Below are 21,891 nucleotides of genomic sequence, written 5' to 3'. Positions count from 1 at the left end.
ATGTCGCACCGCCCACCGACCCCGAGTGGGCGCGTGACGTCGGCGAAGATCGTTATCGCCGGTGGATTCGGCGTCGGTAAGACGACGCTGGTCGGCTCGGTCTCGGAGATCACGCCGCTGACCACCGAGGCCATCATGACCTCGGCCGGCGTGGGCGTCGACGACACCCGGCAGGTGCCGGGCAAGACGACGACCACGGTGGCCATGGACTTCGGCCGGATCTCGATCGACCGTGACCTGATCCTGTACCTGTTCGGTACGCCGGGTCAGACCCGATTCTGGTTCATGTGGGACGAACTGGTGCGGGGTGCGATCGGTGCGGTCGTGCTGGTGGACACCCGCCGGCTGGCCGACTGCTTCGCGGCGATCGACTTCTTCGAGCACCGGCGGCTGCCGTACCTGGTGGCCATCAACTGCTTCGACGGGATGCAGTACCACGACCCGCAGGACGTCCGGGACGCCTTGGCGATCTCGAGCGACGTGCCGGTGGTGGCCTGCGACGCCCGTAACCGGGAGTCGACGAAGCACGTGCTGATCTCGCTCGTCGAGTACGTGCTCACCATGCGGCGTACCCGCGCCGTCGCCCCGGCCTGACGGGTAGGCTCCCGCACCCGGTGGTGGTTCCGGCCACCACCGGGTGAACGATGCTGCCCCGCCACGCGCACGACCAAGAATCCTGGAACGGCCTCGAAGGCCCTTCCAGGATTTTTTGCGCCGCAGGCCGTGCCGCCGTGCCGGCGCCGCAGTGCCGCCGTGCCGCCGTGCCGGCGCCGCGCGAGTGCCGCTGTGACGACACGGCCCGCTCAGTTGGCCGCTGAACGCACTTCCGCCCCCAGCCGAGCGGGCATGGGGGCGGAAGGAGGAACGGACGCTACCGAGGCGCTCAGGACTGGTAGCCGGCCGACCGGTACTCGTACTCGCGGTCGTCGTCGCGGTCTCCGTGGTCGCGGCTGAAGTCCCAACCGCCGGCGGCCTCGCGGCCCGGACGGCCGCCCACCGCGAACCCGCCGATCTCCTGACCACGACGCCAGCCCCGGAAGTAGCCGGTGGTGTTCTCGGCCAGGCTCGCCGCGTCCCGCACGATCCGCAGTGGACGCTCCTCGCGCAGCGGGGAACCCGGGACCAGGTTGGCCTGCGGAACGCGCTTCGGTAGACCGGCGTTGGTCTCGGCGCCGACCGCGGGGCGGGCGGCCTGCTCGGCGGCCTGCCAACCGGTGTCGGCGGTGGTCGACCAGTCCAGGTCGGACTCGTCGTCGCCGTGGCCGACGAACCAGGCGGACTTGGCCTGCGCGAAGATCAGCAGGTCACCGTCCCCCTCGTCGGCGACCGGCGGCGGCCGGTGCTCGACCGGGGGCGGCGGCCGGTGCTCGGCGGCCCGCTCGACGAGCGGAGCGGTACGGCCGTTGCGGATGGCCTGCTCGCGGTCGACCAGCCGCAGCGGCGGAGTGTCCAGGCGGGACTCGCCGGTGGGCGGGTTGAGCCCTTCGCGCAGCGCCCGGTCGGCCAGCGGCGGCGGTTCGACCAGCCGCAGCATGGGCGGTTCCTGGGGCAGGTCGTCGGCCAGCCAGGGCGGCGTGACCCGCCCGTCGGCCCGACCCGGCTCGGTCGGGGCGTCGACGCCGCGGTTGCCGCCGTACGGGTAGGCGACCGGGTTGTTCGGCGAGCTGTCGGCCGGGTCCTCCGGGTTGTTGACCAGCGGCCAGTTGGCCCGGGACCCGGGCGGCGCGGACTCCTGCTCCGGCCGGGGAGCGGGCACCGGGATGCTGAGGTCGGTGACGCTGAAGCCACCGGTGGGCGGGTCCTGGACCGACGGCCGCTGCGGCTGGCCCTGCCGTTCGCCGTTGGTCTTCGGGCGGGGCGGGATGACCGTACGCTGCCGCTCGGCCCGGGCGCTGTTGATGGCTGCGGTGGTCAGCGTCGGCCGGAACGGCTCACCCGCCTCGGCCGGCGGCACCGCGCCCCGCTGGGTCGGCGCGATCGGGGTGATCCCCGGCGGCGGGGGCGGGGGCGACGAGACCGGTCGGTTGGTCGGGCCGTCGATCCGGCTCGGGGTCGGCTCGCCACGGCCGGGCGGCGCGGACACCGGCGGACCGGCCATGGCGGCCGGTGCGACGGGTGCGGGCGCGACCGGTGGCGGGGTGACCGGAGCAGGCGCGACCGGCGGCGGGCCGAGTGGCCGTGGCGATGCCAGGGGGGCGCTGCCCGGCGCGGGCTCCGGCCTGCTGCGTCGGCCGCCGACGGGAGTGGGCTCGGTGGGGGTCGGGCTGGGTCGGACGGAGCGCAGGCCGGTGCCGGTGCTCGCGCCACTGAGGCCGGTCAGTTCGCCGACCGCCTCGCCGCGTCGGGCGGCGGCCCGGCGGCCGGGGGCCGGCGCGGGAGTGCTGACGCGGGCGCTGAGCGCGCTGACCAGCGCCTCGCAACCCGCGTCGCAGGCCCGTACGGAGGCGACGGCCTGGCGGACCGTCTCGGCCACGGCAGAGGTGAGCGCCCGGTTCACGGCGGCGCGACGGGGCGTCTCCGAGATGGCGACCCGCAGCGCGGTGACCGCTTCGTTGATCTCCTCGGCGTCGGCGACCCCGTCGGCGGCGAGGTGTGCGGCGATGGCGTCCGCGGCGACGGAGACCTCCCGGCCACGGGCGATGGTGCCGCCGAGCATGCCCGGCTCGGGCAGCGCGTCCAGCACGGCCAGCGACACCGGTTCGGCCGGATCCGGGTACGCGCGCAGCGCCGCCGGGTACAGCTCCCGCAGCACCTCGCGCAGCGCCACAGCGGCGGAGTGCCGGCCGCTGGCCAGGGCGGCGTGCGCGGCGAGCACCTGCTTGTAGCCGGCGAGGTCCCGGGGTGCCGGCAGGGTGACGGCGGAGAGCGCACCGGCCTGCAACGCGCGGGCCAGGCCGACGGCCCGGCGCTCGGCCGGGGGTGACTGCATCTCCTCCAGGGAGTCGTCGTCGGCGAAGCGCTCGGCGAAGTCGTCCACCGAGTCGTCGTCGGCGATCGCCAGGGGTCGACCCGCCGCGCTCAACAGCGAGGTGACCGTGTGGTCGTCGCTGTCGGCGGCGATGGCCGCACCGCTCGGCCCGCCCGACCGCTCCACGAGCAGCGCGACGAGCTGGGCGTAGCCAGCAGCGTCGTCGCCGATCTCGCAGACATGCAGCAGACGGCCTGCGTCGTCGACCACAGCGGACGTCAGCGTCGAGCCGGCCGAGGCCGGTCGGTCAGCCGGATCCGCCGAGGCCAGACCGCAGTACACGCGCACGAGCGCCACGGCGTCGTCCTCCTCCCGGGACAGGTCTTCCTACTGCCAGCAACTGATGCTCCCCGGTACGGGTCAGTCGCGCCAGTCCACCACCGCAGAGATCTTGCCGACAATGGTGCGCCAACCCAAACTCGCGGTTTGTGCCCCGATCTTCTTCAGCCGCCGCCGGCCCATGAAAGCGCCGATGCCACCGTTGACCGTGGCGCGCAGCGCCTCGTCCAGGTTGTCGAGGCTGGAGCCGGCGGAGAGCATGTCCAGCACCGCAGGCAGGCGCAACGCGTACGACAAATCGCGGGCGACCTCGCCGGCCTCGATCAGCAGGGTGGAATCCCAGGTGTCGTGGCCGCCCCGCAGGTTCTCCACGACGAGGTCGAGTTCGTAGGTGTCCTCGTCGAGCGGCACGATGTCGGCCGGCTCCACCCGTTCGGACAATTCATTCCAGCTGTCCAGTTGGGACAGATCGTTGGGCGCGCCGGAACGGACGAAACTGACCAGCGACTCGGGGGTCTTGAACAGCAGCAGCTTGCCCCGGTGGCTGAGGAAGACGGGCACCTCCTCGTCGTCCGCCTCGTCGGTGGCGTCCTCGTCCTCGTCCTCGGTCGCGTCGGCGTCGGCGTCCGCGTCGCGGCGACGGCGCGAGGACTTCTCCTCCTCGTCGGCGTCGGCGAACTCCTCGGCCAGCTCCTCGTCGAGGATGACGACGGTCTCGTCGTCCTCCTCCTCGATAACCTGGCGGCGGGCGAGGAACGGGTCGTCCTGGTCGCGCTCGGTCACGTCGGTCGGGGTCAGCGAGCTGGCCGGCCGGTACGCGCGCAGGGTGAAGCCGGTGCCCGCGGGCAGCGCGATCTCCACCGGGTCGATCCGCAGCTCTTCCCAGAGCGACCTGTCGACCGCCGCGCGGGGCGTGTCGTCGGCCTCGTCGGCCTCGTCTGGCTCGGCCGGGCCGGTGGTGTCGTCGAGCTCGGGCTCGTCGGCGTCGGGCCGTTGGGGCGACTGGCGGGCCACGCTGACCTCCGTGTGCTTCGGGTTGCCCACCCACCGGGGTCTCCGACCGGCGAGTGACTCTGGGCACATACCCTAGTCGGAGACTCGGGAAGCCCGGAGCCCGCACCCCGGTGGCGGGCCGGGGAACGCCTCGCACCTGCGGGTGCGCGACGGTGGCGGACCGACCGTCGGACAAGTAGCGTAGCTACACATGAAGGCCCAGTCGCTGCACGGTCACCTCGACGCCCTTCTGCTCGCCGTCCTCGAACAGGGCGCGCTGCACGGCTACGCCATCATCGAGTCCCTCCGGACCCGCAGCGCCGGCAGCCTCGATCTGCCCACCGGCACCATCTATCCGGCGCTGCGCAGGCTGGAGCGGGCCGGGCATGTGGCGAGCAGTTGGAGCACCGTCAACGGTCGGGAGCGGCGGACGTACCAGCTCACCGACTCCGGCCGCCGCGCCCTGGCCGGGGAGCGGGCCGGCTGGCAGGAGTTCTCGGCGACGGTCGGCCGGTTCCTCGACCCCGGCAGCGCCCCCGCCTGAGCGGCGACCCTAGCCGGCGGTGGCCCGCACCCAACCGCGCGCCGCGCGGGTCAGCGAGAAGTACGCCGCGCCGGCCACCACCATCCCGACGATCATCGGCGGCCAGGTCAGCGCCGCGTCCCACAGGTCGAGCGACCAGGCGAAGAGAGCGCCGCCGGCCACCATGCCGAGCAGGAGGGTGCCGGTCAGGCCGATGCCCACCGCCCGCTGCGCCACCGCCAGGTGCGGCCGTGTGGACCGCGCACCCGCCCAGATCACCAGCAGGCCGGTCACCGCCAGCAGCAGCCCGCCGGACCAGATCCAGTCGACCGAGGCGGACAGCAGCCGGTAGGCCGCGGGCGGCTGCGGGCCGCCCACGCTCCAACTCGACCCCCGCCACGTCAGGTCACCGGCCGCCACCGCCAACCCGGCCACGGCCAGCATCCGCAGGGCCAGGCCGCGCAACGCGGCCACCGCCAGCTCCGCCTGCCAGGAGGGCAGCACCTGCGCCGGCGCGCCGAACTCGGCCACCGCCCGGCGCTGCGCCTCGGTGGGCGGCACACCCCGCTCGCGGTACGCGTCGACGGCGTCCAGCAGGTCGTGACGCGCCTCGGTCAACAGCTCGGACTTCAACCGTGCCGGGCCCTGCAACCGGGACTCCAGGTCCCGCAGGTGCTCCTCGACCAGGAAGTCCTCCGCATGCCGCATGGCACCACCCTGCCACGGGCGGAACGCCTCCACGTCGGGGAGAACCCTGGTCCGTCCCCGAGACGGCTCAGGGCGTCAGCGCCAGGTACCCGCGCTCCGCCGCCGCCTGGAGCAGCCACTGGTCCCGGTACCAGCCGGACGTGGCGACCAGCTCGGCGTGCCGGCCGCGCTGGATCACCCGACCGCCGTCCAGGACCACGATCTCGTCCAGGCCGGCCAACCCGCTGAGCCGGTGACTGATCAACAGGACCGAGTGCCCGGCCGGGGTGGCGGCGAGTGCGGAGGCGAGCACCGCGTCCGCGGCGGCCGGGTCCAGTCCCTCGGTGGGTTCGTCGAGCACCAGCACCGGCGGCGCGGCGAGCAGGGCGCGGGCGAGCGCGAGGCGCTGCCGCTGACCGCCGGAGAGCTGGCCGCCCTCCTCGCCGACCAGGGTGTCCCAGCCGGCCGGCTGAGCGTTGACCCAGTCCAGCAGGCCGGCGGCCGTCATCGCCCCGGTCAGCTCGGCCTCGCTCGCCCCGGGCCGGCCGAGCAGCAGGTTCTCCCGGACGGTGGCGTGGAAGACGTACGCCTCGGCGAGCAGCCCACCCACCACCCGGGGCAGTTCCTCCTCGCCGTACGTGGACAGGTCGCGGTCGGCCAGGGTGACGCGGCCGGCGGTGGGGTGGACCGCACCGGTCAGCACGGCGGCCAGGGTGCTCTTGCCGGCGCCGCTCGGACCGACCACGGCGATGCGCCGGCCGGCGGGCAGGTCCAGGCTCACCCGGTCCAGCGCCGGCTCTGCGCCGGCCCGGTACCGCACGCTCACCTCGGCGAAGCGCAGGTCGTGCGGGCCGGACGGCTCGGCCCCAGCGGTCGGCGGTGCGTACGCGGGTGGGGCGGCGTCGAGCAGGGCGGCGACCCGGGCGAGGCCGGGCCGCAGCTGGGTCCACTGCCGGGCGGCCGAGACCAGGGCCAGCGCCACCTCCACGGCAGCGAGGGTGCCGACGGCCAGCACCCCGACCAGGACGCCCCGCACGTCGGCGGCCAACGCCACCAGCACCACGGCGGCGGCGGTCAGCCCGGCGACCAGCACGCCGGCCGCGTCCACCGCGAAGCCGGTGGCCGCCAGTCGGCGTTCCAGCCGGGCCAGCCGGTCGGCCCGCTGCTCGGCGGCGCGCAGCGCGGCGTCGGTCGCCCCGAACGCGGCCAGGTCGGCGGCGCCGTGGGTGAGGTCGACCGCGTCGGTGGCCAGCGCGCCGCGCAGCGGCGCCACCTCGGCCGCGCTACGTCGGGTGACCACGGTGGCCAGCGCGGGCAGCGCCACACCGGCGACGAGCAGGCCGACGGCGAGGACCCCGGCGGCCGGCGGCGAGATCAGCGCCGCCCCGGCCACCGCCAGCACCCCGACCAGGGCCGCCGCCGCACCGGGCACCAGGACCCGCAGCAGCAGGTCCTGGACCGCCTCGACGTCGGAGACCAGCCGGCTCAGCACGTCCCCCGAGCGGTGCCGGGTGTGGCGGCGGGCCGCGAGGGTGGCGAAGACCCGAGCCCGGACGTCGGTGATCATGCGCAGCACGGCGTCGTGCCCGGCGAGCCGCTCGGCGTACCGGAAGACGCCCCGGCTGATGGCGAGGGCCCGGACCGCGACGATCGCCACCGTGAGGCGGTCCAGCGGGGGTCGCCCGGCGGCGCTCATCAGCAGCCACGTCGCGGTGGCCATCAGGGCGAGGCCGGCGAACTCGGTGGCGGCGGCGAGCAGCCCGGCGCCGGCCAGGCGACCCAGGTACGGGCGGGCCAGCCGCAGGACGGCACGCTCGGCGGCGACCCGCCCGGTCGGTTCCGCGTCGGCGCTCGGTGCGGGGTCCACCGGTGCGGGCACGGTGTTCATCGGGTCACCTTCGGGGTCGGCTCGGGCGTCAGTTCGGTGATCCGCCCGTCCTCGACGCGCAGGACCCGGTCCGCGTCGGCCAGCAGCGCCGGCCGGTGCGCGACCAGCAGGGCGGTCCGGCCCGCGACCAGCCGGCGGGTGGCGTCGAGCACCACCGCCTCGCTGGCCGTGTCCAGCCGCGCGGTGGGCTCGTCGAGCAGCACCACCGGGGCGTCCCGCAGGAACGCCCGGGCCAGCGCGACCCGCTGCCGCTGCCCGCTGGACAGCCCGTGGCCGCGCTCGCCGAGCACCGTGTCCAGCCCGTCGGGCAGGCCGGCGACCACGTCGTCCAGGGCCGCGTCGCGTACCGCGGTGGCGACCGCCCCCGCTGGCGTGTCCGGCGCGCCGAGCCGGATGTTGTCGGTCAGCGAGGCGGCGAAGAGGTGGGCGCGCTGCGGCACCCAGGCGAGCTGTCGACGCCAGGCGTCCAGGTCGGCGGTGGCCAGGTCGACCCCGTCCACGGTGATCCGGCCGGCGGTCGGCGTCACTAAGCCGAGCAGCAGACCGAGCAGGGTGCTCTTGCCGGCGCCGCTGGGACCGATGACGGCGATCCGCTCGCCGGGCCGGATGGTCAGGGTCACGTCGCGCAGCGCGGTGGTCCGCTCGTACGCCACGGTCACGGCCTCGAGGTGGATCTCACCGCGCCCGTCGGGGACGGCCGCGCCCTCGGCGGCGCGGGGGGTGGCCGGCGCGGCCGAGACGGTGAGCGCCTCGTCCAGCGCGGTCAGCCCCTCCATGCTGGCGTGGAAGCGGCTGCCGGCCGCCCGCAGTGGCAGGTACGCCTCCGGGGTGAGCAGCAGGATCAACAGCGCGGTGTGCAGGGCCAGCCCGCCGCCGAGCAGCCGGATGCCGACCGGCACCGCGACCAGCGCCACCGAGAGGGTGGCGACCAGCTCCAGCACCAGCGCGGAGAGGAACGCGATCCGCAACGTCTTCATGGTGGCGACCCGGTGCCCGTCGGCCATCCGGCGGACCACCTCGGTCTGCGCCCGGGCCCGGCCGAACGCCCGCAGCGTCGGCAGCCCGGCGACCATGTCCAGGAAGTGCCCGCCCAGCAGGGCGAGCCGCCGCCACTGCCGCTCGGTGGCGGCCTGCGCCTGCCAGCCCAGCAGCGCGCCGAAGACCGGGATCAGCGGCAGCGTCAACGCGATGATCAGCGCCGAGCTCCAGTCCGCGAACACGATCCGCGCCAGCACCGCCACCGGCACCGTCACGCTGAGCACCAGCTGCGGCAGGTACCCGGTGAAGTACGCGTCCAGCGCGTCCAGGCCCCGCCCGGTCAGGGTGGCCAGCTCGCCGGCCCGCTGCCCCGCCACCCAACCCGGTCCGTGCCGACCGACCGCGCCGAGCAGGTCGGCCCGCAGGGTGGCCTTGACCGTGGCGGCGACCCGCGCGGACACCGTGCCCTGCGCCCAGACCAGCACCGAGCGGGCGGCGACCGCGAGCCCGAAACCCGCGAGCGCCGGCCGGTTCAGACGCCCGTCGAAGGCGGTGGCCAGCACCGCCGCCAGAGCCGTGGCCTGCGCCACGATCAACACGGCGGCGACCACGCCGAGGAGCGCGAGCACGCCGAGGTCGCGCCGGGCCGCAGGGACCCGACGCAGCAGACGCGGGTCGAACGGACGGCGTCTCACCAGTACACCGGTGCCCTACCGTCGGTCCGTCCCCGGAAAACCCACCAGCACATCGCCTGGAAGCCTAGTAGGGCCGGCAGCAGCGGCAGCGCCACCCAGCCGAGCAGACGCAACGTCGGCGCGCTGGCGGCGGCGTCGGCCACCGTCAGCGAGGCGCCCGGGTCCGCCGTGGAGACCAGCACGTAGGGCCAGAGGGCCGCGCCGACCAGCGCCACCGGCAGCGCCAGGGCCGCGCCGGTGCCGACCAGGGCCCACCCCGGCCGCCGCCGCGCCAGCGCCGCGCGGGCCGCCAGCAGCGCCGCCACCAGCAACACCGGCAGGAGTACGGCCAACGCCGGTCGCTGGACGGCGTCGCGTACCCGTGCGGAGAGCAGGCCCACGACGGTGGCCAGGGCGACCGCGCAGAGTGCCACCGGCACCAGTCGGGTGGCCGTGCGCCCGGCCACGGCGGCGGCGTCGGCCGGCAGGCGCAGCGTGAGGAAGGTCGCACCGTGCACCGCGACCAGGGCGAGCATCGCCAGCCCGGCGGCGGCGGCGAACGGGGTGGCCAGGTGCGAAACGCCCAGGACGTGCCCGTCGGCCGCGCGGGGCACACCCTGGAGCAGCGCGGCCAGCAGCACACCCCAGCCGAGCGCGGCGAGCGCGCTGCCGACCACGATGACCCGGTCCCAGCGGGCCCGGACCCGCTCGTCGCTCGGCCGGCTGCGCAGTTGCACCCCGGCGGTGACCAGGACGACCCCGACCAGCGCACCGGCGACCGCCGGGTAGCAGCCGGCGAGCAGTTCCCCCTCCAGCACCGGGAACGCTCCGAACAGGATGCCCACGGTGGCGACCAGCCAGACCTCGTTGCCGAGGAAGAACGGGCCGAGGGCGGTGAGCGCGGCCCGCCGTCCGCCCGGGGCGCCGCCCCGGGCGAGCAGCAACCCGACGCCGTAGTCGTAGCCGGCGAGCACCAGGTAGCTGGCGAAGAAGAGGCCGAGCAGGGCGTACCAGGCGAGGTCCACGGGTGATCTCCTCAGGCGAGCACGGGTTCCGGCTGGGCCGGTTCGGTGGGTGGTGCCGGCGGGCGGCCGAGCGCCGGGTCGACCGCGCCTCGGGCCGCGTGCCGGGCGAGCAGCACCCAGTTGGTGACGGCGAGGGTGCCCAGCAGCAGGCTGAAGCCGATCAGCGAGGTGAGCATCACCGGCGCGCCGACGCCGGAGACGGCCTGTTCGGTGGGGAGCAGCCCGTACGCCACCCAGGGCTGGCGGCCGACCTCCCGGGCGATCCAGCCGAGGATCACCGCCACGAACGGCAGCGGTGCGCCGAGCAGGATCAGCCAGAGCGGGAAGCGCAGCCGGATGATCCAGTCCCGGAAGAGCAGCGGCAGCAGGAACCAGACGCAGCCGAGCGTGAAGCCGATCAGGATCATGAAGCCGAGCCCGACGTTTGCCAGCACCGGCGGGGTGTAGTCGCCCGGGCCGAACCGGGCGGTCCAGTCGGCGATCAACGCCTGCGCCTCCGGCCCCTGACCGAACTTGGTGGGCTGCACCTCGCCGACCGGCCCGAACTGGGCGAACCCGAAGCCCTGCACCAGCGTGATCGCCAGCGCCGAGGTGACCAGTCCGATCCGCAGCGAGGTACGGAAGAGGGCGAAGTCGGGCGTACGCCGGATCAGGTGCCAGGCGCTGACCGCCGCCATCAGCATCCCGCCGACCAGTAGCGCGGCGGAGACCACGTGCCCGAAGGCCATGCCGAGGCTGGGGTTGGTGAGCAGCGCGCCGAAATCGGTGAGGTGGGCGATGCCGTCGCGGACCTCGTACCCGACCGGGTGTTGCAGCCAGGAGTTCGCCACCATGATCCAGAAGGCTGAGGCGTACGCGGTGAGCGCCACGCCCCAGAGCAGCGCCAGGTGGACGCCCTTGCGGAGCCGGTGCCAGCCGAAGATCCACATGCCGAGGAACGTGGACTCCAGGAAGAACGCGACAAGCGTCTCGATCGCCAGCGGCGCGCCGAAGACGTTGCCGACGTAGCGCGACAGGCCACTCCAGTTCAGCCCGAACTGGAACTCCATCACGATGCCGGTGGCGATGCCGAGCACGTAATTGATCACGTAGAGCTGGCCCCAGAACCGGGTCAGCCGCTCCCACTTCGGATTGCCGGTGAGCACCCCGGCGGTCTGCATGCCGACCAGCAGGGTGACCAGCCCGAGCGTGACGACCACGAACAGGAAGTGGATCGACGTGGTGGTGGCGAACTGGAGGCGAGCGAGGAGCAGCGTGTCCATGGCCGACTCTTTCCTAGCTGTTGGCTCCCTTGCCATAGCAACACTACACGTAGTCCGCCTACATATCCCGACGCGCTTGTACGCGGTGATCAAGAGCTTCGCGTCAGGAAGCGCGCGATTTCTGACGCGAACCTCTTGATCACCGCGCCCCGGGTTGGGGTGGGGTGGGGTGGGGTGGGGGGGTTAGGTGAGGAAGAGGGTTATGGGGAGGGACACCAGGGTGGCGGCTACTGCCAGGGCGGTGGCGCCGAGGGCGTGGGGAGGGCGGCCGGCGACCAGCAGGCGCTGGACCCGTACGTCCAGGTCGCGGTCGCCCAGGCCCAGCGCTCCCGCCGGGGTGACCCGGTGCCCGGCGGCGGCGAAGCGGCGCAGCGCGCCCGCCAACGGGGCCTCGGCGTGCAGCTCGCGTGCCTTGTCGTCGGCGCGCATCTCGACCAGCAGGGCGACCCGCTCGTGCGCGTCGCGGACCCAGCCGAACCACGGCAGCGCCCGGCACAGCGCGGTGAACGGCAGCAGCACCAGGTCGTGCCGCTCGTGGGCGTGGGCACGTTCGTGCGAGAGCACGGCCGCCAGTTCGGCCCGGTCCAGCAGGCTCAGCGTGCCCGCGCTGACCACCACCTGCGGCTTCACGCCGGGAAGGCAGTACGCCGCGGCGCTCGGATGATCCAGCACGAGTGCCCCCGGAGCGGCCGGGTCGTTCCGGGCCACCAGGGTCAGCAGGTCCCGGTGCCGGCGCTGGGCGCGGATGGTGCCGTGGATGCTGCGCACGGTCGTGGTGACGAGCACCGCCCCGATACCGAAGCCCACCCCGACACCGCCCAGGTGCAGCGCCGTCACGCCGACCGGCAGGGTGCCGTGGACGAGATCGTTGGTCAGGGCGAGCAGGGCGCTCCCGGTGGGCCGGTCGTACGCGGCCAGTCCGAGCGCCATCGGCAGCCCCATCGCGGAGAGGCCCAACGCCAACCCGACGGCCTGCCAGCAGACGATCGCCACCCGCGGGCTGCGCCACGTCCAGGTGGAGCGGGCCAGCACCTGCGCGGTCAGATAGCAGGCCAGCATGGTGGCGGCGAAGTGCACGGCGTAGGCCATGGCGCGCCTACCGCTCCGCTGCCTCGTCGGCCGGCCGTCGGCCCGCCGGCGGATCCACCCGGTCGGTCAGCCCCGCCTCCCTGCCGGTCGTACCCGGCCCCGTCAGGCCGGCCTCGCTGCCCAGGGCCGCCCGCAGCACCTCGGCCTCGGTGCCGGTCACCGAGCGGGCGAAGCGCACCAGCGCGGCGTCCCGGCTGCCGCCCAGGTCGAGGGCGTCGAGCATGAGCTGGGCGATGTGCGCCTCGCGGCTGGCCGCCGGCCGGTACCGCCAGGCACGACCCTCGCGCTCGCGCTGCACCATGCCCTTGCCGGCGAGCCGGTCGAGGACGGTCATCACCGTCGTGTACGCCAGTTCGCGGCCGTCGAGCGCGTCGGCGACCTCGCGCACGGTCACACCGTCCGACGTGCCCGGGACCACGTCCCACAGCACGTCCATCACCGCACGCTCAAGATCGCCCAGCCGAGTCACGCCCCAATCCTACCCCCGGTAGTAGATCCGCCACCGGTCAGGCCAGACGCAGGAAGCCGCCGCAAGATCCCCACAAGAACAGGGATGTAGTGGCCTCTGTCCGCCACGAGGCCACTACATCAAGGAAACTGCGTGATCTTGGCGGGAGCGCGAGCAAGGCGGACAGCGGCAGACCCAGAAACCGGAGCGCAGCCCGCACCGCGTATGCCCCGCTGACCGGCAACCCAATGTCGGGCAGAACCCGCAAGCTGACCCGCCCGACGGACCCGGCGCGGGTCAGGGTTTCCGGGGGGAGCCCGCCCACGCAGGGATCAAGCCTGACCGCCCGGAGTGGGCGGGCTCCCCCCGGAAAACCCCCAAGGCCGAGACACGACGATCACACCCCCTTGGGATGCCACACCGTCTTCGTCTCCAGCAGCGTCGTCATCCGGGTCAGGCCCGGGTCGGCGGTCCAGTCGTGGTCGGCCGGGGCCGGCCGGAGCACCCGCTTGAGGTTCTCAGCCGCCTTGACCTCCAGCTCGGTGGCGAGCGACGCGTCGGTCACCCCGGTCAGGTCGATCGCGTTGACGTCCAGGTGCGAGGCCAACGTGGGCGCGGTCTCGGTGATCGCGCCGGTCAGGATGTTGACCACGCCGCCGGGCAGGTCGGACGTCGCCAGCACCTCGGCCAGCGTCACCGCCGCCAGTGGCTCGGACGGCGACGCCGCCACCACCACCGTGTTACCCGTGACGATCGCCGGTGCGATCACGCTGACCAGGCCCAGCAGCGCCGGACGCTCCGGGGCGACCACCGCGACCACGCCGGTCGGCTCGGGCGCGGAGAGGTTGAAGTAGGGGCCGGCGACCGGGTTGGCGCCGCCGTACACCTGGGCGAGCTTGTCGGCCCAGCCGGCGTACCAGACCCAGCGGTCCACCGCGGCGTCCACTTCGTCGCCTCCGATGCCCAGGGCGACGAACTGCTCCCGGCGACCCTCCAGCATCTCGGCGGCCCGGTAGAGGATCTGACCCCGGTTGTACGCGGTCGCACCGGCCCAGCCCTTCACGGCGGCGCGGGCGGCGACCACCGCGTCCCGGGCGTCCTTGCGGGAGGCCAGTGACACATTCGAGGACTGCACGAGATACGACCGTCCCGACTCGCTGCGCGGGAACTTCCCGCCGATGAAGAGCTTGTACGTCTTGCGTACCGCGACCCGCTCAGACATTGAGGTACCCCTCCAGCCCGTGCCGGCCGCCCTCGCGACCGTAGCCCGACTCCTTGTAGCCGCCGAACGGCGAGGTGGGGTCGAACTTGTTGAACGTGTTGGCCCAGACCACTCCGGCGCGCAGCCGGTCGGCCATCCACAGGATGCGGGAGCCCTTGTCGGTCCAGATGCCGGCCGACAGCCCGTACGGCGTGTTGTTGGCCTTCTCGACGGCCTCGGCCGGCGTGCGGAAGGTGAGCACCGACAGCACCGGGCCGAAGATCTCCTCGCGGGCGATGCGGTGTGCCTGGGTGACGCCGGTGAAGATGGTGGGCGCGAACCAGAAACCCCGGCCGGGCAGCTCGCACGGCGCGGACCACCGCTCGGCGCCCTCGGCGGAGCCGGCGTCGGACAGCTCGCGGATGCGCTCCAGTTGGGCGGCCGAGTTGATGGCGCCGACGTCGGTGTTCTTGTCCAGCGGGTCCCCGACGCGGAGCTGGGCCATCCGCCGCTTGAGGGACTCCAGTACGCGGTCGGCGACGTTCTCCTGGACCAGGAGGCGGGAGCCGGCGCAGCAGACGTGCCCCTGGTTGAAGAAGATGCCGTTGACGATGCCCTCGACGGCCTGGTCGATGGGCGCGTCGTCAAAGACGATGTTGGCGGCCTTGCCGCCCAACTCCAGGGTGAGCTTTTTGCGGGTGCCGGCGACCGACCGGGCGATGGCCCGGCCGACCTCGGTGGAGCCGGTGAAGGCGACCTTGTCCACGCCGGGGTGCTCGACGAGCGCCCGGCCGGTGTCGCCCGCCCCGGTGACGATGTTGACCACGCCGGCCGGCAGGTCGGCCTGCTGGCAGATCTCGGCGAACAGCAGCGCGGTCAGCGGGGTGGTCTCGGCGGGCTTGAGTACCACCGTGTTACCCGCGGCGAGGGCCGGGGCGATCTTCCAGGCCAGCATGAGCAGCGGGAAGTTCCACGGGATGACCTGCGCGGCCACCCCGATCGGCTGCGGGTTCGGCCCGAAGCCGGCGTGACCGAGCTTGTCGGCCCAGCCCGCGTAGTAGAAGAAGTGCGCGGCGACCAGCGGCAGGTCGACGTCGCGGGACTCCTTGATCGGCTTGCCGTTGTCCAGCGACTCCAGCACGGCCAGCTCGCGGGAGCGCTCCTGGATGAGCCGGGCGATCCGGAACAGGTACTTCGCCCGGTCACGGCCGGGCATCGGACCCCAGACCTTGTCGTACGCCTTGCGGGCGGCCCGGACCGCGCGCTCCACGTCCTCGGCGTCGGCCTCGGCGACCTCGGCCAGCACCTCCTCGGAGGCGGGGTTGATCGACTTGAAGCTGCCGCCGCTGGTCGGGTCGACGAACGCGCCGTCGATGAACAGCCCGTACGAGGGCTTGAGGTCCACCACCGAGCGGGACTCGGGGGCGGGGGCGTATTCGAACATCGGCTATCAGTCCAGGGTGAAGTAGTCGGGACCGGAGTAAACGCCGGTCGTCAGCTTGGTGCGCTGCATCAGCAGGTCGTTGAGCAGGCTGGACGCGCCGAAGCGGAACCAGTCCGGGTCGAGCCAGTCCGCGCCGACGGTCTCGTTGACCATCACCAGGTACTTGATCGCGTCCTTGGTGGTCTTGATGCCGCCGGCCGGCTTCACGCCCACCTGCCGCCCGGTCGCCGCCCGGAAGTCGCGGACGGCCTCCAGCATGACCAGCGTCACCGGCAGTGTCGCGGCGACCGGGACCTTGCCGGTGGAGGTCTTGATGAAGTCGCCGCCGGCCAGCATGGCCAGCCAGGACGCCCGCCGGACGTTGTCGTAGGTGGCCAGCTCGCCGGTCTCCAGGATCACCTTGAGGTGCGCGTCCCCGCACGCCTCCTTGGTTGCCACGATCTCGTCGTAGACCTCCTGGTACCGCCCGGCCAGGAACGCGCCCCGGTTGATCACCATGTCGATCTCGTCGGCGCCCGCCTCGACGGCGGCCCGGGTGTCGGCGAGCTTGATCTCCAGCGGCGCCTGGCCGGACGGGAACGCGGTCGCCACGCTCGCCAGGTGGACACCCGACCCGCGGAGCACCTCGGCGACGTACGGGACCATGGCCGGGTAGACGCAGACCGCGCCGACGTGCGGGCACGACGGGTCGGCCGGGTCCGGGCGCAGCGCCTTGGCGGCCAGCGCGCGTACCTTGCCCGGGGTGTCGGCCCCTTCGAGCGTGGTCAGGTCGACCATCCGGATCGCCAGGTCGATCGCCTGGGCCTTGGCGGTGGTCTTGATGGAGCGGGTGCCGAGCTGTGCCGCCCGCTGCTCCGCGCCGACCTGGTCCACGCCGGGCAGGCCGTGCAGGAAGGTCCGCAGAGCGGTCTCGGATCGTCCCAGCTCGGAGAGGTCCGACCGGGCCGACGTCGTTGTCGCCGTCATGCCGAGAAGTCTACGCACGGAACCGCTGAGTGATCTTGGTCACGGCGGGTGCCCGGCGTGAGCGAGGTCGCCGGTCCGCCCGCACCCCCACCGGGCCGCCGACCGGACGGGTAGGTTGAGCGATCGTGGACGTACACGTCATTGACCACCCGCTGGCCCAGTCCCGGCTGACCGCCATGCGGGACGCGCGCACCGATTCCTCGACGTTCCGGGCGGCGCTGCACGAACTGACCACCATGCTGGTGTACGAGGCGGCGCGCACCTTCCCCGTCGAGCGGTACCCGGTGCAGACGCCGGTCACCGGCACCGAGGGCACCCGGCTGGCGAACCCGCCGCTGCTGGTACCCGTGCTGCGGGCCGGCCTCGGCATGGCGGACGCCGCACTCGGCCTGCTGCCCGAGTCCTCGATGGGCTTTGTCGGCCTGGCCCGCGACGAGGAGACCTACGAGCCGCGCGCCTACATGGAGTCGCTGCCAAGGGACCTGACCGGTCTGCCGGTGCTGGTCCTCGACCCGATGCTCGCCACCGGCGGCTCGTTGGAGCACTCCTGTCGGCTGCTGGCCGACCGGGGCTGCACCGACATCACCGTGCTCTGCGTGCTCGCCGCGCCGGTCGGCATCGAGCGGCTGGAGCGCTCCGGCCTGCCGCTGCGCCTGGTCACCGCGTCGATCGACGAGGGCCTGAACGACAAGATGTTCATCGTCCCCGGGCTCGGCGACGCCGGCGACCGCCAGTTCGGTGGCATGCCCCGGTTCTGAGCGTGACACCCGGTCGGTGCCGGGTCCGGCGGGTCCGCGCGCGGTGGTGCGCGGACCCGCTACCGTCTCCGGCCATGACTGGTGTTGCGCTCGCCGAGGAGCTGCTGCTCCTCGCCTACGACGACTCGACCGGCAAGGCGACCATGCCGCGGATCAGCCTGGACCTGGGCATGGCCGCCGCGGTGCTGGTCGAGCTGGCCCTGGCCGGCCGGATCGCGTACGGCGACGGGTCGTTGACCGTGGTCGACCCGACGCCCACCGGCGAGCCGGTCACCGACGAGGTGCTCGCCCGGATCGCCGCCGACACCCCGCACACGCCGGCCTCGTGGGTGCAGCGCCTGCGGCACGGCCTGCGCGACAAGATCCTCGGTGACCTCTGCGCCCAGGGGGTCGTCCGCGACGTCGACGAGACCGAACTCGGCTTCATCCACGTACACCGTTATCCGGTGGTGGACAGTTCCGTCGAGGCGGACACCCGCCGACGGCTGGCCGAGGCGCTGGCCGGCGCTGCGGCCCCGGACGAACGGACCGCCGCCCTCGCCACCCTGGTCGTCGTGCTGCGGATGGAGTCCGCGCTGGGGGTGAGCGGCGAGGAGGCCGCCACCGCCCGCCGGCGGTTGGAGGAGATCGCCACCGGCGCCGGCTTCTCCGGTCAGGTGAGCACCGACGACTCGGTGGTCCGCCCCTCGGTCGGCCTGGTCGTCGCCGCCCTGGCCAGCGCGGTCGACGCGGCGCTCGGCAAGCGCGCCTGACCGCCGGGGCCAACCCACCTCCGCCGCCCCCTTTGCTCTGCTTCAACCCGCGCAACACTTTCGGCCGCCGAGTGTTGCCTCCGTTGAAGCAGAGCAAAGGGACCGTGACGGGTGGGTGGGGTCGATCCCGGGGGGTCGGTCGCGGTCAGATGCCGAGGGCGGCGGCGACGTCGGCCCGCAGCCGCGCGACCGCCGCACCGGCCCGGCTTCGGGCGGCGGCGACATCGCCGTCGGCCACCGGCTCCACCACTTCGAGGTACGCCTTGAGCTTCGGCTCGGTGCCGGAGGGACGGATCACCACCCGGGCCTTGGCGGTACGCAGGATCACCACGTCCGACTCGGGCAGCAGGTCCCGGACACTGTCGACCGGCTGGTCCAGCAGCATGTCCGGGGTGGCCGTCCGGATCCGGGTCATCGCGTCGGCGATCTCCCGCAGGTCGTCCACCCGCACGGAGAGCTGGTCGGTCTGGTGCACGCCGAACTCGGCGGCCAGCTCGTCCAACCGGTCGGTCAGGTTGCGCCCCTGCGCCTTCAGGCCGGCGGCCAGCTCGGCCACCGTCAGCGCGGCCGTGATGCCGTCCTTGTCCCGGACGTGCTCCGGGGCGACGCAGTAACCGAGCGCCTCCTCGTAGCCGAAGACCAGCGGCGCGCTGCCGCCGCCGGCCCGCACGATCCACTTGAAGCCGGTCAGCGTCTCGTCGTAGGGCAGGCCCCGGGCCGCGCACATCGCCCGGAGCAGCGACGACGACACGATGGTGGTGGCGTAGAGGCCGGTCACGCCGCGCCGCATCAAATGGTCGGCGAGCAGCACGCCCACCTCGTCGCCGCGCAGCATCCGCCAACCGCCAGAGCTGTCCCTGACGACCACCGCGCAACGGTCCGCGTCCGGGTCGTTGGCGATGGCGAGGTCCGCGCCGGTGGCGTCGGCCAGCGCGATCAGCCGGTCGACGGCCCCCGGCTCCTCCGGATTGGGGAACGAGACGGTCGGGAACGCCGGGTCCGGCTCCGCCTGGTCGGGCACCACGCCGGGGACCGGGAAACCGGCCCGGGCGAACGCGGCGGTGAGCACCGCCGCGCCCACCCCGTGCAGCGGGGTGTACGCCACGGACAGGTCCCGCGGCCCGTCCGGGTCGATCACGGCGGTGGCCCGCTCGACGTACGCGGCGACGAGGTCGTCACCGAGCACCTCACCGGGGCGGCCCAGCGGCACCTGGGTCAGCGGGCCGATCGCCCGGATGGCGGCCTCGATGCCGGCATCGGCCGGCGGCACGATCTGCGCCCCGGCCCCCAGCTCACCGCCCAGCTCCGCGCCGAGGTAGACCTTGTAGCCGTTGTCCTGGGGCGGGTTGTGGCTGGCGGTGACCATCACGCCGGCCACCGCGCCCAGTTGACGTACCGCGTACGCGAGGACCGGGGTGGGCAGCGGGCGGGGAAGCAGCAGCGCCGCCCGACCGGCCCCGGTCGCCACCTGGGCGGTGCGTTCGGCGAACTGGCGGGAGCCGTGCCGGGCGTCGTACCCGATCACCAGCGGACCGGTGCCACCCTGGGCCGCGAGCCAGGTGACCAGGCCGGCGGCGGCCTGGGTGACCACGGCGAGGTTCATGCCGTTCGGGCCGGCGCGCAGCGGGCCGCGCAGGCCCGCCGTGCCGAAGGTCAGCGGGCCGGCGAACCGGTCGGCCAGTTCCGCGGCGCTCGCCGGCAGCCCGTCGAGCACCGCCGTCAGCTCGTCCCGGCTCGCCGGGTCGGGGTCGTCGGCCAGCCAGCGCCGAGCCTGCTCGCGAATGTCGTCAATGTCAGAGGTGTCCGCCGCCATGCCCCTTGATAGCACGACGGCGGATCACCGCTGCCGGTTCCCTCGGCTCAGCCGTTTCCGGTGAGCTGGAACGTGCGCACCATCTCGTCGAAGATCGGCTTGCTCTCGGCGAACTTGGCGTCGTTCGCGGTCAGGTAGAACGAGTACGCCTTGCCGTCCTGCGCCACGCCGCGCCAGATGCCGTGCCGCATGGTGTCGCCCTGGCCGCAGGTGTACTCGAACTCGGCAGCCGGCTTGTCGGCCAGCGTGGTCTCCGTCGAGGTCACCTGCTCGTACGGCTTGACGCAGGAGGTGCTCCTGGTCTTGAGGCCGTTCTCGGCGGTCTCGGCCCACCGGGTGGAGCTGCTGGACCACTTCTCGGTGATGATGCGCACCTTGCGGCCGCTGTCCTCCGGGTCGACGTAGTCGGTGTACGAACCGCCGGTGGACTTCTTCCAACCCTTCGGCACCATGACCTGGATGCCGCGGGCCGCGTGCTCCTGCATTTCGATGCCGGGGCCCGCCGCGGCGGACGGGCTGGGCTGCGCCTGCGGGGCGGTCGGCGCGGGGTCGTCCCCGCCGGAGAGCGCCACGATGCTGATCAGCAGCACCACGGCCAGGCCACCGGCCGCGGCGAGCTGGACCTTGCGCGGCCAGCCCTTCACCGTGGTCACGAGTTGACCACCGGTCGCGCGGACCTTGTCCAGGGCGCTGCCGCCGCCGGCTGCCGGGGGCGGCGTCGTCGTCCAGGGCTGACCGGTGCCCGGGACCGACCACTGGTTGCCGCCGCCGTACGTGCCGCCGATGCGCTGGGTGGCCTCGGGCGCGCCGTAGCCCACCGGCTGCGTCGCGTCGGGCCGGCTGCCGTAGGTGACCCGCTGGGTGGCGTCGGGGTGGGCACCGGCGTCCACCCGCTGGGTGGCGTCCGCGCCGCCGCCGTAGGTACGCCCCGCGGTGGGGCGACCCGAGGTGGGCATCGCACCGGTGGGCGTGTGCAGCGGGCCCGCCAGTGCGTCGGCGCTGGTCTCGTCGAGGGCCGCGGCGGCGGCCGCACCGGCCGGCTGCGGGCGTTCACCCCGGCGCAGCGCGGCCAACCGGTCGGTCAGCGACTCGCCGGGGGCGAGCATGGCCCGACCACCGATCTGCGCGTCCGGCTTCGACTCCGGCTGGGCCGGCGCGTGCACGGGGGCCGGACGCTGCTGCACCGGCACCACGGCGTACGGGTCGGTGACCGAGTGCACGGCGGTGGCCGTGCTGCCCAACGGCCCGGCGAGCAGTTCACGCAGCATGCCCCGGGAGGTGTGCACGTCCAGCCGGCGGGCCGGGTCCTTCTCCAGCAGGCCCATCAGCACCCGGGTCAGCGGTCCGCTGCGCTGCGGCGGTGCCGGCGGGTCCTCGACGACGGCGTGCATGGTCTCGATCGGGTCGCCCTTGTCGAAGGGCGGGCGCCCCTCCACGGCCGTGTAGAGCGTCACACCCAGCGAGAAGAGGTCGCTGGGCGGACCGAACTCCTGGCCCATGGCCCGCTCGGGCGAGATGAAGTGCGGGGAGCCGAGCACCATGCCGGGCGTGGTGAGCTGCACGTCGGTGGGCATCCGGGCCACACCGAAGTCGGTCAGCACGCAGCGGCCGTCGGAGCAGATCAGCACGTTGGCCGGCTTGACGTCGCGGTGCAGGACGCCGATGGCGTGCGCGACCTCCAGCGCGCCGAGCAGCGCGATGCCGATCTTGGCGACCGCCCGGGGCGCGACCGGGCCGTCCTCGATGACCATGTCGGCGAGGCTGCGGGCGTCCAGCAGCTCCATGACGATCCACGGCCGACCGGCCTCGGTGACCACGTCGTACACCTGCACCACGGCAGGGTGCTGGATGGCGGCGGCCGCGCGGGCCTCGCGCAGCGTCCGCTCGTACATGGCGTCGCGGTCGCTGGGCGCCAGCCCCGGCGGGAGGACGACCTCCTTCACCGCCACGTCGCGGCGCAGCAGGGTGTCTGTGGCGCGCCACACCGTGCCCATGCCGCCGTTGCCCACCGCGGACCGCAGCGAGTACCGGTCACCGATGGTGGTGCCGGGCGCTGCTCGTCCGCTGGCGGGACTTACCTGTCCGCCGCTCCACGTCGGGATCTGAGTCACAGAAAAGCCACCGGGGGAAATCGAGGGGGGCT

General features: G+C 73.8%; 18 protein-coding genes. 4 read left to right on the top strand and 14 right to left on the bottom strand.

Annotation, left to right across the window (positions count from 1 at the left end; genetic code table 11):
* The gene (locus AC3EN4_RS00305; protein ID WP_334628720.1) at positions 1-594 is read left to right on the top strand and encodes a GTP-binding protein; all 594 of its coding nucleotides are present in this window, start codon (positions 1-3) and stop codon (positions 592-594) included.
* A 289-nt stretch (positions 595-883) separates the two neighbouring features.
* Here AC3EN4_RS00305 and AC3EN4_RS00300 read toward each other — a convergent pair whose 3' ends face one another.
* Both AC3EN4_RS00300 and AC3EN4_RS00295 read right to left on the bottom strand, forming a co-directional pair.
* The gene (locus AC3EN4_RS00300) at positions 884-3,289 is read right to left on the bottom strand and encodes a transposase (RefSeq protein WP_435204374.1); all 2,406 of its coding nucleotides are present in this window, start codon (positions 3,287-3,289) and stop codon (positions 884-886) included.
* Positions 3,290-3,328: 39 nt separating this feature from the next.
* Positions 3,329-4,291 (bottom strand): DNA primase, encoded by a 963-nt coding sequence (locus tag AC3EN4_RS00295; RefSeq protein ID WP_435203973.1) that lies wholly within the window; start codon positions 4,289-4,291, stop codon positions 3,329-3,331.
* Between the two features lie 160 nt (positions 4,292-4,451).
* On the opposite strand from AC3EN4_RS00295, the gene AC3EN4_RS00290 reads away from it, so the two are divergent.
* Positions 4,452-4,784 (top strand): PadR family transcriptional regulator, encoded by a 333-nt coding sequence (locus AC3EN4_RS00290; protein ID WP_422738254.1) that lies wholly within the window; start codon positions 4,452-4,454, stop codon positions 4,782-4,784.
* Between the two features lie 9 nt (positions 4,785-4,793).
* Here the strand turns inward: AC3EN4_RS00290 and AC3EN4_RS00285 are convergent, their stop codons facing one another.
* The 10 genes from AC3EN4_RS00285 to deoC all read right to left on the bottom strand — a co-directional run bounded on the left by AC3EN4_RS00285 (position 4,794) and on the right by deoC (position 16,425).
* Positions 4,794-5,471 carry a permease prefix domain 1-containing protein gene (locus tag AC3EN4_RS00285; protein WP_435203972.1) on the bottom strand — a complete coding sequence of 226 codons (678 nt, stop codon included), beginning with the start codon at positions 5,469-5,471 and terminating at the stop codon, positions 4,794-4,796.
* A 67-nt stretch (positions 5,472-5,538) separates the two neighbouring features.
* On the bottom strand, positions 5,539-7,338 hold the full coding sequence (gene cydC / locus AC3EN4_RS00280) for a thiol reductant ABC exporter subunit CydC (RefSeq protein ID WP_435203971.1): 1,800 nt from the start codon (positions 7,336-7,338) through the stop codon (positions 5,539-5,541).
* Complete coding sequence (cydD, locus tag AC3EN4_RS00275; RefSeq protein ID WP_435203970.1) at positions 7,335-9,011, bottom strand: thiol reductant ABC exporter subunit CydD; 1,677 nt, start codon at positions 9,009-9,011, stop codon at positions 7,335-7,337. The genes cydC and cydD overlap by 4 nt, the downstream gene beginning before the upstream one ends.
* Positions 9,008-10,015: a cytochrome d ubiquinol oxidase subunit II gene (locus tag AC3EN4_RS00270; RefSeq protein WP_435203969.1), complete on the bottom strand. Its 1,008-nt coding sequence runs from the start codon at positions 10,013-10,015 to the stop codon at positions 9,008-9,010. Before AC3EN4_RS00270 ends, cydD begins: the two co-directional genes overlap by 4 nt.
* 11 nt (positions 10,016-10,026) lie before the next feature.
* Positions 10,027-11,277 carry a cytochrome ubiquinol oxidase subunit I gene (locus AC3EN4_RS00265; protein ID WP_435203968.1) on the bottom strand — a complete coding sequence of 417 codons (1,251 nt, stop codon included), beginning with the start codon at positions 11,275-11,277 and terminating at the stop codon, positions 10,027-10,029.
* 183 nt (positions 11,278-11,460) lie between these two features.
* Positions 11,461-12,366: a M56 family metallopeptidase gene (locus tag AC3EN4_RS00260; RefSeq protein ID WP_435203967.1), complete on the bottom strand. Its 906-nt coding sequence runs from the start codon at positions 12,364-12,366 to the stop codon at positions 11,461-11,463.
* Positions 12,367-12,373: 7 nt separating this feature from the next.
* Positions 12,374-12,835: a BlaI/MecI/CopY family transcriptional regulator gene (locus tag AC3EN4_RS00255; RefSeq protein WP_435203966.1), complete on the bottom strand. Its 462-nt coding sequence runs from the start codon at positions 12,833-12,835 to the stop codon at positions 12,374-12,376.
* A gap of 376 nt (positions 12,836-13,211) precedes the next feature.
* Positions 13,212-14,036 carry an aldehyde dehydrogenase family protein gene (locus AC3EN4_RS00250; protein WP_435203965.1) on the bottom strand — a complete coding sequence of 275 codons (825 nt, stop codon included), beginning with the start codon at positions 14,034-14,036 and terminating at the stop codon, positions 13,212-13,214.
* Positions 14,029-15,459: an aldehyde dehydrogenase family protein gene (locus tag AC3EN4_RS00245; protein WP_435203964.1), complete on the bottom strand. Its 1,431-nt coding sequence runs from the start codon at positions 15,457-15,459 to the stop codon at positions 14,029-14,031. Before AC3EN4_RS00245 ends, AC3EN4_RS00250 begins: the two co-directional genes overlap by 8 nt.
* 6 nt (positions 15,460-15,465) lie before the next feature.
* Complete coding sequence (gene deoC, locus AC3EN4_RS00240; protein WP_435203963.1) at positions 15,466-16,425, bottom strand: deoxyribose-phosphate aldolase; 960 nt, start codon at positions 16,423-16,425, stop codon at positions 15,466-15,468.
* 125 nt (positions 16,426-16,550) lie between these two features.
* Here deoC and upp point away from each other — a divergent pair, with 125 nt between their 5' ends.
* Positions 16,551-17,183 (top strand): uracil phosphoribosyltransferase, encoded by a 633-nt coding sequence (gene upp, locus AC3EN4_RS00235; protein ID WP_422738265.1) that lies wholly within the window; start codon positions 16,551-16,553, stop codon positions 17,181-17,183.
* A 74-nt stretch (positions 17,184-17,257) separates the two neighbouring features.
* Positions 17,258-17,935 (top strand): GOLPH3/VPS74 family protein, encoded by a 678-nt coding sequence (locus AC3EN4_RS00230; protein WP_435203962.1) that lies wholly within the window; start codon positions 17,258-17,260, stop codon positions 17,933-17,935.
* Positions 17,936-18,080: 145 nt separating this feature from the next.
* Here the strand turns inward: AC3EN4_RS00230 and AC3EN4_RS00225 are convergent, their stop codons facing one another.
* Complete coding sequence (locus AC3EN4_RS00225; protein ID WP_435203961.1) at positions 18,081-19,748, bottom strand: phospho-sugar mutase; 1,668 nt, start codon at positions 19,746-19,748, stop codon at positions 18,081-18,083.
* A 47-nt stretch (positions 19,749-19,795) separates the two neighbouring features.
* Positions 19,796-21,859 (bottom strand): serine/threonine-protein kinase, encoded by a 2,064-nt coding sequence (locus tag AC3EN4_RS00220; RefSeq protein ID WP_435203960.1) that lies wholly within the window; start codon positions 21,857-21,859, stop codon positions 19,796-19,798.
* Positions 21,860-21,891 lie beyond the last annotated feature (32 nt).

The sequence above is a fragment of the Micromonospora sp. bgisy143 genome (genome assembly GCF_057708145.1).
Note: the sequence above shows the minus strand (reverse complement) of the source record. Positions and strands in the feature narration are given on the sequence as shown.